General features: G+C 43.3%; 13 protein-coding genes. 8 read left to right on the top strand and 5 right to left on the bottom strand.

Annotation, left to right across the window (positions count from 1 at the left end; genetic code table 11):
- Genes NIES593_RS09015 through NIES593_RS09000 form a run of 4 tightly spaced genes read left to right on the top strand, consistent with a single transcriptional unit; the run spans position 1 to position 3,386 of the window.
- The gene (locus NIES593_RS09015; RefSeq protein ID WP_073599257.1) at positions 1–1,044 is read left to right on the top strand and encodes a glycosyltransferase family 4 protein; all 1,044 of its coding nucleotides are present in this window, start codon (positions 1–3) and stop codon (positions 1,042–1,044) included.
- Between the two features lie 27 nt (positions 1,045–1,071).
- Positions 1,072–1,752, top strand: a complete 681-nt coding sequence (locus NIES593_RS09010) for a class I SAM-dependent methyltransferase (RefSeq protein WP_073599256.1) — start codon at positions 1,072–1,074, stop codon at positions 1,750–1,752.
- 20 nt (positions 1,753–1,772) lie between these two features.
- The gene (locus NIES593_RS09005) at positions 1,773–2,552 is read left to right on the top strand and encodes a glycosyltransferase family 2 protein (RefSeq protein WP_073599255.1); all 780 of its coding nucleotides are present in this window, start codon (positions 1,773–1,775) and stop codon (positions 2,550–2,552) included.
- A 24-nt stretch (positions 2,553–2,576) separates the two neighbouring features.
- Positions 2,577–3,386 (top strand): 2OG-Fe(II) oxygenase, encoded by an 810-nt coding sequence (locus NIES593_RS09000; RefSeq protein WP_073599254.1) that lies wholly within the window; start codon positions 2,577–2,579, stop codon positions 3,384–3,386.
- A gap of 19 nt (positions 3,387–3,405) precedes the next feature.
- Here NIES593_RS09000 and NIES593_RS08995 read toward each other — a convergent pair whose 3' ends face one another.
- Together NIES593_RS08995 and NIES593_RS08990 are read right to left on the bottom strand one after the other, a co-directional pair.
- Entirely contained in the window at positions 3,406–3,726 is a 321-nt protein-coding gene (locus NIES593_RS08995) for a hypothetical protein (protein ID WP_073599253.1), read from the bottom strand.
- 129 nt (positions 3,727–3,855) lie between these two features.
- Positions 3,856–5,061, bottom strand: coding sequence for a class I SAM-dependent methyltransferase (locus tag NIES593_RS08990; RefSeq protein ID WP_073599252.1), 1,206 nt, complete (start codon positions 5,059–5,061; stop codon positions 3,856–3,858).
- A gap of 95 nt (positions 5,062–5,156) precedes the next feature.
- Here NIES593_RS08990 and NIES593_RS08985 point away from each other — a divergent pair, with 95 nt between their 5' ends.
- A complete protein-coding gene (locus NIES593_RS08985; RefSeq protein WP_073599251.1) occupies positions 5,157–6,653 on the top strand; it encodes a DNA phosphorothioation system restriction enzyme in 1,497 nt (498 codons plus the stop codon).
- 74 nt (positions 6,654–6,727) lie between these two features.
- On the opposite strand, the gene NIES593_RS08980 is transcribed toward NIES593_RS08985, so the two are convergent.
- A complete protein-coding gene (locus NIES593_RS08980; protein WP_073599337.1) occupies positions 6,728–7,495 on the bottom strand; it encodes a proteasome-type protease in 768 nt (255 codons plus the stop codon).
- Positions 7,496–7,781: 286 nt separating this feature from the next.
- Between NIES593_RS08980 and NIES593_RS08975 the strand changes: the two genes are divergently transcribed.
- From NIES593_RS08975 to NIES593_RS08965, 3 genes are all read left to right on the top strand, one after another.
- Positions 7,782–8,219, top strand: a complete 438-nt coding sequence (locus NIES593_RS08975) for a hypothetical protein (RefSeq protein ID WP_073599250.1) — start codon at positions 7,782–7,784, stop codon at positions 8,217–8,219.
- Positions 8,220–8,301: 82 nt separating this feature from the next.
- On the top strand, positions 8,302–9,564 hold the full coding sequence (locus NIES593_RS08970) for a polysaccharide biosynthesis/export family protein (RefSeq protein ID WP_139253661.1): 1,263 nt from the start codon (positions 8,302–8,304) through the stop codon (positions 9,562–9,564).
- Between the two features lie 133 nt (positions 9,565–9,697).
- Positions 9,698–11,908 carry a GumC family protein gene (locus NIES593_RS08965; protein ID WP_073599335.1) on the top strand — a complete coding sequence of 737 codons (2,211 nt, stop codon included), beginning with the start codon at positions 9,698–9,700 and terminating at the stop codon, positions 11,906–11,908.
- 8 nt (positions 11,909–11,916) lie between these two features.
- On the opposite strand, the gene NIES593_RS08960 is transcribed toward NIES593_RS08965, so the two are convergent.
- Together NIES593_RS08960 and NIES593_RS08955 are read right to left on the bottom strand one after the other, a co-directional pair.
- Positions 11,917–13,644: an ABC transporter ATP-binding protein gene (locus NIES593_RS08960; RefSeq protein ID WP_073599249.1), complete on the bottom strand. Its 1,728-nt coding sequence runs from the start codon at positions 13,642–13,644 to the stop codon at positions 11,917–11,919.
- A 113-nt stretch (positions 13,645–13,757) separates the two neighbouring features.
- On the bottom strand, positions 13,758–16,055 hold the full coding sequence (locus tag NIES593_RS08955) for a monovalent cation:proton antiporter family protein (protein ID WP_073599248.1): 2,298 nt from the start codon (positions 16,053–16,055) through the stop codon (positions 13,758–13,760).
- Positions 16,056–16,144: the final 89 nt, after the last annotated feature.

The following is a 16,144-nucleotide window of genomic DNA, read 5'->3' as shown; positions in this document are numbered from 1 at the left end:
ATGAAAATAGCTTATGTTTTGCCCAGATTAAAATATAGCGGCATGACCAGAATTGCTTTTTTATTAGCTACTAATCTTGCTAAAACTTGTGAGATTAAGGTATTTTACTTTGGTGAAACTTCTCCCTCTGAAAAAATCTTAAATTTCAAGGTTCCCGTTCAAAAAATCAAATTCACTGAGTTTTGTCATGAGTTAAATGACTATAATATTATTCACTCTCATGGTTTAAAACCAGACCTATATATTTATTTAAATAAAAATAAAATAAATGCTACTACAATTACGACAATACATGGTTATCATATAGAAGAATTAAGCTACGATCGAGGACTTATATTTGCTTTGATTTTTGGAAATATATGGAATTTTGCCTGCCGCAACTTGGATTTAGCAGTTTGTATATCTCAAACAATGGAAGAGCATTATCAAAAGCTAGGATTTAATAATACAAAAACTATCTATAATGGAATTCAAGTACCAATTGTTAATAGAACGTTCAACAAAAATAATATTTCTAATCACTCAAATAGAGATTACCTTAAAATCTCGACAGTATCGATTCTCAATAAAAGAAAAGGAGTTGAACAGATAATTAAATTATTAAAAATAAATAAAAATTGTTATCTAATAGCTATAGGTGGTAATGAAAAAGATATAAATCGCTTACGAAACCTAGCCAACGAATTAGGAGTAATCAATAGATGCAATTTTGTAGGCTATAAAGAGAATCCCTGGGAAACTGCTATTCATAGTGATGTGTTTATTTTTCCATCTCGTTCGGAAGGATGTCCTTTAGCATTAACCGAAGCTGCTGCTTTGGAAATTCCGATCCTCTGTTCCGATATTCCTACATTTCGTGAAATGTTTGAAGAAGATGAGGTAACCTTTTTTAAGCTTGACGATATCGATGATTTAAATCAAAAAATAATAAAATTAAATGAGATAAAAACTAAAGTAATAAAAGCAAAGTTAAAAGTAAAAGAAAAGTTTGATGTTGAGCAAATGTGTCGCAATTACTTTCAGCTTTATTCTCGAATTAACTAAGTCTAAATTACAAAAAAATATGGCGGTATGATCGTTGGAAGTTGTAATTTGTGTGGGTTTCCAGTTATTAAGATAAATAAAGATAACTTTGGTACTCGTTGTATTAATTGTAAATCTACTAAAATTCATAGAGCAGTCGGATTTGTCATTAAATCATTAAATTTTTCCGATCGCATTTTTGTTTACGAACTATCTTCTAGAGGTGCTTTGTATAAATACCTCAAAAGCCAATTTAAAAACTTTTACTACTCTGAATATTTTGACGATGTTCCGCCAGGATTAATTAAAAATTCTATAGTATGTCAAGATGTTCAACATCTTCTTCTTAATGATGAATCTTTCGATTTGGTAACTTCTACTGAGGTTTTTGAACATGTACCGAACGATAAAAAAGGCTTTCGTGAAGTCTGCCGGATTTTAAAAACAAACGGATATTTCATTTTCACCGTACCTTTATCAGATAATTTAACAACTGTTGAACGGTGTTATCAAAAACCCGATGGTACGATTGAGCATATACTCGACCCGGAGTATCACGGAGACAGAATTCGCGGACGCGGACAAGTTCTGGCTTTTAGAAATTATGGTTCTGATATTGTGGAGAGACTAAAGGATTGCGGTTTTTCTGCTGAGATTCGTAATATTAACTGCGATCGCAATTCAATCAATAATCAAAAGGTAATCGTAGCAAAGAAAATATCTATTTAAGTGATTTCTATATCAAAAGTATGAGACTTAGTGCATCACTTGTTCTTTATAAAAATGAACCAAACATGGTTCTTAAGGCGGTTGAATCTTTATTTAATACACCATTAGAAATAAATCTTATAGTGGTTGACAATTCTCCTTCAGCAGAATTATCAGAGATATTTAGTAATTTAAGCAACCTTAAAATCGATTATTTTTATCAAGACGGAAGAAATCTTGGATTTGGTAAAGGTCATAATTTGGCATTGTCAAAAATTCAAAATTCTGATTATCATTTAATTTTAAATCCTGATGTTTATTTCGAGCCGCATACTCTTATCGAACTAATTGACTATTTAGATAAAAATCCAGATATCGGTCTCATACAACCTAAGATTTACTATCCTAATGGCGAGTTACAATATCTTTGTAAGCGCTATCCTACTTTTTTTCTCTTATTTGCTAGAAGATTTATTCCACAATATTTAAAAGGGCTATTTAAAGATTACCTGAATTGGTATGAGATGCAAGATACTGGTTACAATCGGATAATAGACGTTCTTTATTTATCGGGATGTTTCATGCTATTTCGTAAAAAATATTTAGATGAAATTGGCTATTTTGATGAAAATATTTTTATGTATCTTGAAGATGCCGATCTAACTCTTAGAATGTCACAGAAATATAGAACAGTTTTTTATCCAGATGTTTGGATTTACCATCACTGGGCTAAAGGTTCGTATAAGTCTCTTAGATTGATGCTGATCTCTATTAGATCGGCATTCTATTTTTTTGGCAAGCATGGATGGCGATTTTTCTAACAATATTTTCACTGGAGACTAATAATGAATAGAACAGAACTTGCCGATTATATTACTAAAAGACTCGATCTACTCTTCTCTGAGAAAATAGAAGAATTCTGTCAGTACGGTCGGATTAATAGTTTTATAGTTGATGATGTTCTACCTGAGTCATTAGCGTTGCAAATTTACAATGCTTTCCCAAAAAAAGAAGAAATGATTCGCAAACGAAGCTTGCGAGAAAATAAATATGTTGCTGCTCAGATGAATTTATACAATCCTATTTTAGAGGAAGCTATCTACGCGTTCCAGGATCTTAGAGTTGTGTCTAGATTATCAGAAATTACAGGGATAAAAGATCTAATAGCTGATAAATATCTTTATGCTGGCGGCATAAGTCTGATGGACAAAGACTGTTTCCTGAATCCTCATATTGATAACTCTCATGACAAAGATCGGAGTAATTATCGAGTACTAAACTTACTCTACTACGTGACACCAAATTGGAAACTAGAGTATGGTGGAAACTTGGAACTCTGGGATAATGGTTTAAAAGGTAAACCTAGAACTATCTGGAGTAAGTTCAACAGATTAGTGGTAATGATTACTACTAGATCTTCTTTTCATTCAGTAAGTCCAATCAGACATGAAGGACAAAGATGTTGCTTGTCTAATTACTATTTCTCCCCGACTTCCATAGATGGAGAAGAGTATTTTCATATTACCGCTTTTAGGGGAAGACCAGAACAAAAGCTGAGAGATATTTTGTTAAGAGGTGATATTGCTTTAAGAAGTGCCATTCGCAAACTCGTTCCAAAAGGAATTCTTCCGTTGTCCCATGTTTACAAAAAGTAACTCAAATTGCCGATTTAATCTATAAAGAAACTCCCTTGCAACAAGAAACGAGATACTGCTGCAACCGCATTTTATATGCTTCGAGATCGCTGTTGCGATCGCACTCAAACATTGCCATCCCAATCTCACTGATTTGCTCCAACAACTGTGCTTGCTGATGTTCGGATAAAGCGATCTCAGGGGCAATTTCTTGAGCCAGTTCTTCTATTTTAGGAATAAAGCGATCGCTCTGAACTCCAAGACAATATAGCTCCGGCGCGATTGTTTCCCGATAGTAAGTCAAAACTTCATTGAGCAGAAACTGCCTCGCATTCTTAATCATCTTGCATTCAGATTGCATTCAGAGTCGTTCCTAGCTACTCTATTAGCGTTCCCAAAATCTTGTAAAAATTTAAGCGTAGCTAGCAATAAATGGTTAAATCTCTATCGACGTTTTGTACTTCCAGTACAACTTGGTATTGATATTTAATTATTTGCTCAAAACAATCAACTGCCGTTGTTGGAGCGATCGCACTGCATCTAAATCGAGTTCGACAGTGTTTAAAATCTCGCCAACCGTAAGCTTTCGAGATGAATTCGCATCGCAAGCTTCTAAAAAGGTAAATTCTGCTTGCGACAAGCGGACGGGTTGATAGTCGCAGTCGAGTAAATTTTGACTGGGATAGCCCATCAGACAAGGATGGCGTTCGGGAATGGCTGCTAATAGGGTTTCGTCAACCGACCAATCTGCTTTTAATAAGGGTGGTTTGCCCAAGAAAAATTCATAGTGGGTAATTTCGGGATCTAGCAGTTCGATCAGTCGATAGCGATCGCGATCGCTCATTTGCTTTGCTCTTTCCATCAACTCTGGTGATTTTCCGAGCAATCTTTCCAATTGCCAATATCGGGGATTGGAGAAGCCAATAAATTCTAACCCAGAAGCCTCAATTAACTCAAACAACGTCTCGATGTTGTAATCGACTTCTTGGGGATGGACGTACATATCTGCAAACGATTCGTCCCGATGGTTTTCCATCGACCAACGTTCTTTTTCTCTCTTGACAATTCGGTTATTTTCTGGTAAAGAGGCAAAAATTTGACGACCGACAAACACGCCATCGCGGTAATCCCCCCGTCGGACTCCTTGCAAAAGCGCGATCGCTTTTTGCATGAGTTGGATTTCCCAGCGTCCTAACTCAGCATAGACGAATACATGCAACAATCCGCCAGGAGCCAATTTTTCTGCCAGGGCACGAATTCCCTTGACGGGATCGGGCAAGTGATGCAACACGCCAACGCAGTTAATCAAATCGAATTCGCCGGGTAATTGAGTTGCCTGTTCGACTTTGAGGAGATGAAATTCAACCGACCGAACGCGGTTTGCTAGCACTCCCGAACGACGACAGCGTTCTTTTGCCACTTCCAGCGCTTTTTCGCTCAAATCGATCGCGACGATCTCCGCTTCTGGATTGAGGTAGATTAGATAATCGGTTCCCGAACCCGTGCCGCATCCGGCATCGAGAATGCGAATATCTTGTCGCAAGGGTTTTTGACCCATGCAGAAATTATAAGCGGCTACCCAATTCCAGCGCCAGTTATATCCCGGTGGTGGTTCGTCGGAAAGGGGATCTGGCGGAAATGGATAAGTATTGTAGAGTTTGGCAACGGCAGCGTTGATAGCTTGGGAATCGAACATGGTAAGAAAAATGACTGCAACAAAGTTATGGCAATATAATAATTATTTATTGTCCGCTGCGATCGCACTAAATTTTCATCTACTCGCTTGTTTAGATGCTCTTAAAGTTACTTCAGATTGATGAGTCTCATAAGTCTCCTGAGTTATCCTCTATAAACTGGGAAAAGTTAGCTCAAGAATATCAAGATCGAAAAGTTGCAGAATCGGGAGGATCTTATCAGTCTAAACCCTTAGGATACCCGAAAATTCCTACCGATCTCCAACTGCGAGACTATCAACAAACTGCCATTATTAGTTGGTTTCGTAACAAAGGGCGAGGAACGCTGAAAATGGCAACGGGTAGTGGAAAAACCATTGTCGCCCTCGCGATCGCAACCGAACTATATCAAAAAATTGGTTTGCAGGTTCTTTTGGTAGTTTGTCCTTATTGCCATCTAGTCACGCAATGGGCAAGAGAATGTGAAAAATTTAATTTAAAACCTATTTTAGCGTTTGAAAACGTTCATAACTGGCAAAGTCAACTGTCTTCACAATTATATACTCTTCGTTGTGGAAATCAATCTTTTCTAACGGTTATTACAACCAATTTTACCTTAACAGGAGAAGGATTCCAATCCCAACTTAAGTTTTTTCCTGAGAAAACTCTGATTGTTGGCGACGAAGCTCATCACCTCGGTTCGACTCGTTTAGAAGAGAGTTTACCGCGAAAAATTGGTCTGCGACTAGCCCTATCGGCAACGCCAGAAAGATATTTTGATGAAGATGGAACGGAAGCCATATTAAATTATTTTGGCGAGATTTTACAGCCTGAATTTACGCTTGCCGATGGGATTGAGAAAGGGGCATTAGTTCGCTATTATTACTATCCGATTTTAGTAGAATTAACGCCATCAGAAGCTTTAACTTATGCCAAATTAACGCAACGAATTGGTTGGGCATTAGAAAAGGAAGCGGATTGGAAAAAAAATGATACATTAACTTCATTATTAATGCAGCGATCGCGTTTAGTTGGCGCAGCAGCCAATAAATTAAAAGCTTTGCGAAATTTAATGGTTAAACGCTTGCATACTCGCCATACACTTTTTTATTGCGGCGACGGGTATATTGATAATTCTTCTTCTGCGATTTATAGCCGTCAATTAGAAGCCGTGACGCGCATTTTAGGGACAGAATTAGGCTATCGAGTTAATACTTATACTGCTCAAACGCCACTAGAAGAAAGAGAAAAAATGCGGCAACAATTTGAAAGCGGAGAGTTACAAGGTTTAGTTGCGATTCGCTGTTTGGATGAAGGAGTCGATATTCCCGCCATTCAAAACGCCGTCATCTTAGCCAGTACCGGAAATCCCCGTCAATTTATTCAGCGTCGGGGGAGAATCTTGCGTCCCCATCCCGGTAAAACTCATGCAACCTTATTCGATACGATCGTTATGCCACCAGAATTAGATCGAAAAATTTGGGAAGTCGAACGCAATTTATTGCGAAAGGAATTAAAGCGTTTTATTGAATTTGCCAATTTAGCTGATAATGCTGAAGAAGCTAAAGCAAAATTAAAAATTGTTCAAGAAAAATATGATTTGTTAGATAGTTAGTAGTTCATAGTTAGTCGTTACTTGATAGCGATTATTTATATTGTTTTCACTCACTAATAACCAATAACTAACAACTAATCAATCAAAATATCTTCTACGGATGCTTCGGTTTCGCGCTGCCATTCTATATTCGGCATTGCTTCAAATGCTTGGCGAACAAAGTCTTCCCATAACTTGCGCATCTTAGCTAAATAGGGATCTCCCAAGCGCAACTCTAAGGTATGGCGAACGACCAAACTGTCGGCTTTGTACATCACTAAATTAATCGGCGGACCGACAGAAATGTTAGATTTCATCGTCGAGTCGATTGACAGGAGAGCGCACTTAGCGACCGCTTCTAGCGGCGTATCGTAAGTAATCGTGCGATCGAGAATGGGTTTGCCGTATTTAGTTTCTCCAATTTGTAAAAATGGCGTTTCTTTGGTTGCCTGAATAAAGTTTCCTTGGGGGTAAATTAAGTAAAGCTGGGGTTCCTCCCCTTTAACTTGTCCTCCCAAGAGAAAGTTACACTGAAAATCAATATTATCCCTTTCTAACCATTGGCGATCGCGATCTTGAATCTGCCGACTTTTATGACCGATATAGCGAGCAATATCATACATACTGGAAAGATTATGCAGATTCACTTCCTCGTGGTTTTGGATATCTCGCCGTAATTCAGTAATCACCCCCTGCGTCATCGAGAGATTGCCAGAAGAGCAAATCAAAAGCACCCGTTCTCCCGGTACGGAAAAATCGAAGAGTTTTTTGTAAGCAGAAATATAATCAACTCCAGCATTAGTCCGAGAGTCTGCTGCAATCACGATCCCAAAGCAATTAACAATTCCCAAACAGTATGTCACGCCCCTAAAATCCATCTAGAGCTACCAACGGTTATTCTATCTTTGTTTAATGCAACAAGAGGACGGTCAATTTATTGACTGGTGAATTGTTGCCAAGAGCAAACATCACGCTACTCTATATATCTACACAGTTAACAGCTACAATTGTAGAATTTAAAATAGGAAAATGCGTTCGAGGTCAAAAATGCCTACTCTTACTTATGAATACAACTTGAAACCAACCCAAAAACGGTTAGAAGATATAGAACATATCTTGCTTGTCTGCCGTAAAATATGAAATTATGCTTTGCGAGAAAAGAAAGATTGGCTTCAATCTCCTAAATATAGGATAGATGCTCGTTCTTTCGAACACGAATACATAATTAAACCTGATGAACCTTTCCCTAGTTACCAGATTCAAGCTAAAAGATTAACTGAAGCTAAGAAAGAAAATGAAGAATTAAAGTCAGTTAACGCTCAAGTTCTTCAGCAATTTCTTAGAAATTTAGAGAAGTCTTTTGAAAATATAAGGGCTAGAAATTTCGGGTTTCTAAGGTTTAAGAATTCAGCTGGGATGCGGTCTTTTGTCTTTCCCCAACTAAAGAAATTCTCAAAGCAAGCAGAATCAAGCTGCTTTTTAGGGACTTCTGATAGTAAGTTGATGGCTAGACCTAAGTTTTTTAAATCGCTTCACCGTAAGCTGAAATTGCTAGTGCGACTCGTTCTACGGGAAAATCCGAACTGAGTCCGGATGAGCTTTACCCTTTTTTGATCCTTCCTCTTTTATACTGTTTCCCTCGATGGCGATCGCTACTTTCTAATTGAGTATGTCTTTAACCATGCACCAGCGACATCGGATGACGGTTACTTTTCTTGTTAGCTTGCAGGTCGTTGCTTCTCGTTGTTCGTACCTTTTAGGTGCGCTTTTGTTCGGGCTAACTTACTCGCTTGGGTTTGCTAGCGCTTGTCTGGCTCAAGCTCCCCCATCGCCGCCCCAGTCCCAATCACCAGAAGACTCGCTGCCAACCCTTCCCAACGCGACGCAACCCGTTCCCGTGCCCTCTCCCTCGCCAACCTTTAGACGAGGAGATTTACCTCCCGAAACCAACTCGACCCCCGTCTATGAGGAGAGAGAATCCAGACCTTTTAGAACCTATCGACTGGCGATCGGCGATGGCATTAATGTTAACGTAATCGACTTTCCAGAGTTTAATTTTGCAGGAACTATCGACAGCGAGGGAAATGTTTTTGTCCCAATTCTCGGCAAAGTTCCCGTGGTCGGACTAACTCTCCAGGAAGTGGAAACCAAAATTGCCTACGAGCTTAGTCGTCGCTTTCTTAAAGAAGAACCGGAGATCGCTGCCACCCTTGTAGCCGCGCGCCCTGTTCAACTGACTCTCTTGGGAGAAGTTGTGAGACCGGGATTTTATACCCTACCTCCGCAAACATCGCTTGTATCGATTTTGCTCTCAGCCGGAGGAGCAACCTCAAAAGCCGATCTCAGATCGATCGTCATTCGCCGCTCTTTAGTCGATGGAACGGTTTTAGAAGAAAAAGTCGATCTGTATACGCCTTTAATCAAAGGAGAAAAAGCGCCAGACGTACAGCTTCAGGGGGGAGATACGGTGATCGTCTCGAGACTGGAATTTGGTCAAGAACAAGGCTACGATCGCAACTTACTCGCTCGTACCAATCTGGTTCAGCCCAGCATTACCGTTCGCCTCCTAGCGCCCAATCTCGATGGAGCAGGAATCAGCTTGCGCAATCTCAACGTACCTAGCGGCAGCACTTTCTTGGACGTAGTAGCAAGCCTTCCCGCCGCCGATACCTTGCGAGTTAACTTTGATGAAGTCACTTTGTTGCGCTTCGACCCAGAAAAAGGTAGAGTAGTCACTCAAACGCTCAGTCCTACAAGCGCTGTCGAGGGAGACACCGCTCAAAATATTCCTCTCCAGGAGCAGGATGTCATCGTCGTCAGTCGTACCTTGCTCGGCAAGATTCTCTCTGCTTTTCGCACTATAACCCAACCCATTCGAGATGTTTTTGGTTTTTCTGACTTTATTTTTGACCTCCCGAATCGATTTGATTAATTTTAAGCGCTATCTTCTGACCCGCTTTGTTTGGGCAAACGTTAGCTAGTCGCTTAAAAAAACGTCTCAATTTCCTTCATCTGACAACCATTAACTTAAAATAGAGGCAACTACTAAGTTCGATTTGATGGCTATGGCTTCGACTCCACCTATTGTCAAACGCTATTTAATTGCTTTTGGACAATACAATTGGCTGGGATTTTTACTTTTTGCTTTGGCAGTAGGGGTTTCAGGGATTGTGGCTTTTCAGCCGCCGCCGCAACCTCCCCGTCCTACTTACAAAGCCATAGGACAATTAGCCTATCGCGTTCCGCCACCAACGTTTACTGCGACCGGAAGCCAGCTTCAAGAACAGGGGCGAACCATTAATCGAGATGCGTTGCTCTCCGTTAGAGTGCTCCAGAGAGTCGCCGAAAAATTGAACTTAACCGCCGACCAGATTTTAGAAATCCGCGACAAAAGGCTGCAAATTAGCTTTCCTGGCGAAGGACGGTCAGAAGGGAAAGAGGGGCAAGCAACTGCCCAATCGCAGACGATCTCGCTCGAATATACCGATCCCGAATCTCCCACTCGCGCGACTTTGATTTTAGAAACCTTCATGAAGGAGATGGTCGAATACAGCCGTTGGCTCAATACTTCCCAGCTACGCGGCAGGATCGAAGCCCTCACGGCACGATTGGGACAGGTACAAAACGATCTCACCAGAGCCGAAGAGAGATTTTATCGCTACATTTCTAGAGAAGGCTCGGATTTATTAGCCGTTCAAGATGGCAGCTTATTCAGCGGCATTACAAGCTCTCAGCAACAACAAAGACAAATCCAGCTGGCGCTACAGGAAATTGACGGTCAAATGGCTAGCCTGTCCAAGCAATTAGGCTTGACGGCAGATCAAGCTTATACATCTTCTGCGCTGAGTGCCGACCCGATTATTGCCAATCTGCGGGCGAGAATCTTAGAAAACGAGCTGCAACTCGTGCGTTTAGAGCAAGATTTGCGACCGGAACACCCGACCATCGTCAAGCTACGCAAAGACCAGGTGGTCAATAATACCCTCCTGCAACAACGCGCTCAAGAATTAATCGGTCGCGACGGGATTTTAAAACCCTTACCCGATCGAATTCGCAAAGACAGCAATCTCGATCCGGCAAGACAACAATTGGCTAACCAGTTAGTTGCCCTGCAAACGCAGCGGGAAGGATTGCTCAATCAACTTACCTCGATTGTCAAGACCGAACAGGAGTTGCGACAGCAATACGAAAGATTTCCCGACAAGCAATTGCAGCAAGCGCGTTTGGTTCAAAATGTCGAGTTTCAACGGGTAATTTACCAAAATATTCTTACTGCTCTGGCCGATGCTCAGTCGGCTGAGGCAGAAACGGCTAGCAGCTTGGCGATCGCGCAAGAACCCGTGGTTGCTCCACCCGGTACTTATACGCCAAGAGCGGCTAATGTCTTGCTGATTCTGGCTGCGGGTGCCGGTATCGGTTTAGTAGTCGGCGCTGGGGTTATCTTCTTGCTGGCAATGGTGGACGATCGCTTGCATACGCCCCAAGAATTGCGCGATACGGTATCGGATAAAGAATTCCCAGTACTGGGACAATTGCCGCTGATGCCCATCGAGGAAGGCAGCGAGAGACGCCGCCCGATTCTACTGGATGCCGAGTCTCCCTATTTGCCCTACTACGAGCGATTCCGCAGCAATATTCGCCGTTTGGCTTCGGAATCTTGTAAGGTTATTTTAATCACCAGTATCGCTGGCGACGAGGGGAAAACCGTTACGGCCTATAATCTCGCGATCGCTTCGGCACTAGCTGGCAAGCGGACACTTTTAGTGGAAGCCGACTTGCGCAGCCGTTCTAAGGCTAGCATCCTGCAAGTAACGCTCGACCCCGAAGCAGCGCTCGAACCTTTGCGCTATTACGCCAATCGCGGCGAGGCGATCAATTTGGTGCCGACGATCGAAAACTTGTATATTTTGCCTAGCCCCGGTCCTCAGAGACGAGCGGCAGCTATTATCGAGTCCAGCGAACTGCAACTGCTGCTAAAAGATGCAAAGGGTCGCTATGACATGGTTATCGTCGATACGCCATCGCTGTCGCGCTGCAACGACGCCCTCTTACTCGAGCCGCTCACCGATGGATTGATTCTCGTCACCCGGCCCGGACTGACCCGTTCTAGCCTGTTAAACGAAGCACTCGACCAGTTTACAGAGGCAGAAGTATCGGTTCTGGGCGTTGTTATCAACGGCGTTGAAGGATTGAATCCCATCTCGCCCACGCAACTAGAGACAGTAGATTCTCAAGAAACCGGATCGGACGAAGAGGGAACTAGAGTAGGCGTATAGGCAATGGTTTATTGGCTGAACTGTTGGGTGTGAAAGCGAGCGTAACGCCCATTTTGGGCTAACAATTCTTCGTGAGTTCCAGATTCAATAATTTGTCCTTTTTCTAGAACGAGAATGCGATCGGCGCGGCGTACCGTCGCGAGTCGATGGGCAATAACAAAAACGGTGCGTTCTTTCATGATGCGATCTAGGGCTTCTTGTATCAAAGCTTCTGACTCCGAATCGAGTGCCGAAGTCGCTTCATCGAGAATTAAAATTCTTGGATTGAGGAGAATTGCCCGCGCGATCGCAATTCTCTGTCGCTGTCCCCCCGATAAATTGACTCCTCGTTCTCCGACATAGGTGTAATATCCTTGCGATAGCTGAGTCACGAACTGGTGCGCGTTGGCAATTTTGGCCGCCGATTCGATCGCTTCGAGGTCGTATTCGGTTTGACCGAAAGCGATATTTTCGGCGATCGTGCCCGAAAAAAGCATGGTATCCTGGGGAACGATCCCGATTTGCCGTCGCAGACTCTTGAGCGTGACATCTTGAATATTAACTCCATCGATGAGAATATCTCCCGCTTGGGCATTGTAAAAACGCGGTAGGAGATTGACTAGCGTGGTTTTTCCCGCACCAGACGCACCCACTAAAGCGATCGTTTCTCCGGGATAGGCAATCAAACTGAGATTTTTGAGAACGGGTTTTTCTGGGCAATAGGAAAAATTGACGTGGCGATATTCTACTTTACCTGTAACGGGAGGAAGTGCGATCGCATCTTTTTTCTCGACGACGGTGGGTTGAATCTCTAAAAGTTCAAAAATCCGGTCTACAGAAGCTTGTCCCTGTTTGAATTCATTGTAATTGCTGGTGATAATGGCGATGGGATCGAACAACATCACTACAGCCACCAGGTAACTAACAAATTCGCTGCCTGTTAAGTTTTTCTGAGAAATTTGCCAACCTGCTAGGAAAAAGAGAAACACGATACTCATCGCTTGCAGAAAGCCAACCACGACATATTGAAATGCCTTGAGGCTTTCTGTATGATATTTTGCCTGTCGATTGTGTTCTGCTTCTTGCGCAAAACGTTGAATTTCATAATTTTCCGCTGCAAAAGCTTGTATTAATCGAATGCCGCTAAATACCTCGGTAAGCAAAGAAGCCAAATTAGATGTACGTTCTTGACTGCGGCGAGAAAACTTGACTAACTGTTCTCCAAACGCACCAACTAAAAATGTCATTAAAGGTGTAATAATCAAAGCTCCTAGCGTTAATTGCCAGTTGAGATAGAACATGTAGCCTATCACCACAATGAGTTGCAATACGCAAGGAATAAAGGCATGGAAAAACTTGTAGATAACTTCTCCGATGCGATCGATATCTTCTGTCAGTCGATAGGAAAGATCGCCTGTTTTGGTGACTTCAAAGTAATTGAGACTCAGTTTTTGTAGATGGCTATAAACTTTGACGCGGATGTCGAGGGCAATTTTTAAGGCAGCTTTTGCCATCAGAGAATCTTGTCCGTATTGTGCCGCACCTCGGACTAAAAACGCGATCGCAATAATTCCTCCCATTTGAGCGATTTTGCCAACATTTCCCTGTCCGACATATTCCGCGATTTGTCCGGTTAATCGCGCCAAAATCGGCCAGAAAATCGTAAAAACCATCGTACAAGCGGCAGCTTGAGCGATGGTTTGCATTTGAGGATGGAGATAGGGAAGCAATTGCCAGTAGTTCGATCGCGTTTTCAAGGCTCGTGGCTCATAAGTGGGTTGTGTAATAGTCTACAAGAAAGCTACAAACTTAGTGCTGAGTAGTGGGCTAATACTTATGCGATCGCACAAGGCAATTAAACCCATCCCTACTACCCAGCATGACCGTTGCTTTGAGATGTCGCATTAGTAGCTGGCTTTTGCTTTGGTGCGATCGATTGACTGACGCGATCGAGCGAATAGAAGTTACCGCATAACAGAAGGCGATCGCCTGCTTGTATATCGCTACTGCCATCGGGAAAGCGAATATACTTTCCTTCTCGTCGAATCGCCTGTATTAATACGCCAAACTGTTGCTTGAAATTGAGTTCTGCGAGCGTCTTGCCAACGACGGGACTATCTTCTGGCACTAAAAGCCACTGACAGGATGCATTTTCATTGGGAATCGCGACTTCTCCTTTAGCCAGATCCTTGAATCCTGCCAATTCATCGGGTTCTCCCACAATCAGGAGATCGTCGCCTTCTTGTAGCACGGTTTTGCGATCGGGATAATCCATTTCGTCTCCACCAGAACGGCGGATTGCCATCAGGCTAACGCCAGTCAGGCGGCGGAGATCGGTCTCTTCGAGCGTCATACCCACCAGAGGCGAATTAGCTGGCAATGGATACCACTTTCCGTTCATTTCCTGAGTCGCTTCCTGTAGCTCCCGCGACACTTGGTCGGGACGACGTTGGGGACGCAGCGTTAGATAGTGAGAATAGCGAATTTTTTGAATTTCCCGTTGAAGGGCAGGCAAGGATAGCCCCAGTTTGGTGAGAAGATGGGCAGAAAGTTCCAAGCTGGCTTCAAATTCTGGCTGTACTACTTCCCTAGCTCCGAGTTGGTAGAGGAGTTCGATGTCCTTATCCTGGTTTGCCCGCACGACGACATCGAGTTCGGGACTCAGTTCTAAAGCTCGCTTCAGGCACAGACGGGTACTCATGGGATCGGGTAGGGCGATTGCCATTCCGCGTGCTTTACCAACTCCTGCCTTTTTTAGAACGTGCAAGCTGACGGCATTGCCGTAAATGTAAGGGATTTCTGTTTCCCGTAGCTGTTGAATCCGATGCTCCGACTGGTCGATGACTAATACTGGATAGCCGCGATCGCGCAATAGTTGCACGATATTGCGACCAACCCGTCCGTAGCCGCAAACTACGACATGCTCCCCAACGGGTGAATCCTTCGATACTTCTAGCGGCACGTCAGCTTTATCGAGCCAGTGCTTGAGCCAGGGTAAGGATTCTGCCCAAACGAACATTTGCGGGAGCGATCGCAGCACGAACGGCGTGAGTAGCAGCGTCACTGCCGTGGTGCCCAAAATCAGCGAGTAAACCTTTTGAGAAACCAACCCCAACCGTTGCCCTTCACTGGCGAGCACGAAGGAAAACTCACCAATCTGTGCCAGCCCCAATCCCGCAATCAGCGAAGTTTTTAGAGGATAGCGGAATACCTTGACCAACGGTGCGATAATGAGAAACTTTCCTAGCAATACCAATGCCACCAACCCTAAGATCGAAGGCAGGTTATCCCATAAGAAAATCGGGTCGATTAACATGCCAATGGCGGCAAAAAACAAGGCAGCACAAATGTCCCGCAGGGGTTCTACATAGGTCAGCGTTTGGTCTGCATATTCCACCTCAGAGATCGTTAGCCCTGCTACAAAGGCTCCCATTTCGATAGACAGACCCAACTGTCCGGTTAGCAGAGCAATCCCCAAACATAGGGCAACTACGCCCAAGAGAAAGAGTTCGCGACTCTCTGTCCGCGCCAGCAATCGCAGTAGGGGAGGAATTCCCCAAATCCCGACCAACACAGCCCCCAAAGCGAATAACCCAATTTGCAGCAGCGCCCAACCCACTGCTAAACCAATTTCTCCAGGCGGTTTGTCCAGCGCGGGCAACACCGCCAGCATCAGCCCTAATGCTAGGTCTTGCACGACTAGGATTCCCAGCATGATTTGTCCGTGGAGGGTTGCCGTTTCGTTGCGTTCCATCAACCCCTTGAGGACAACTGCTGTTGAAGAGAGGGAGAGAATTGCCCCCAAAAAGATGCCCTGCGCCGGGGAAGTCACCCATCCCATTAGCAGAGACACCAAAGCCGTCATGCCAATCGTGAGAATGATTTGCAGTCCGCCGCCTCCCAAGCTAATGCCCTTGACTTTTTGGAGTTCGGAAAAGGAAAACTCAACTCCCAGCGAAAACAGTAAGAAAGCGACTCCCAATTGCGCCAGTGTCTCTACCTGAACCAGTTCTTTAATTAATCCCAGTCCGGCAGGACCGATAATTATGCCTGCCAGCAAGTACCCTAAGAGAATAGGCTGCCGTAGTAGAGCCGCCAATAAGCCTCCGACGGCGGCTGCTGTCAAAACTGATACTAGATCGATAATCAGTCTAAAGTCTTCTTGCACGAGATCTGCTTAGTCTGTTCAAAAACATTACCTCTTCTATTTTTTAGAATACAGAGTCTTTCAGACATTAGAAGAAAATTATGGGGTAT

The organism is Hydrococcus rivularis NIES-593, assembly GCF_001904635.1.
GTDB lineage: Bacteria > Cyanobacteriota > Cyanobacteriia > Cyanobacteriales > Microcystaceae > Hydrococcus > Hydrococcus rivularis.
Note: the sequence above shows the minus strand (reverse complement) of the source record. Positions and strands in the feature narration are given on the sequence as shown.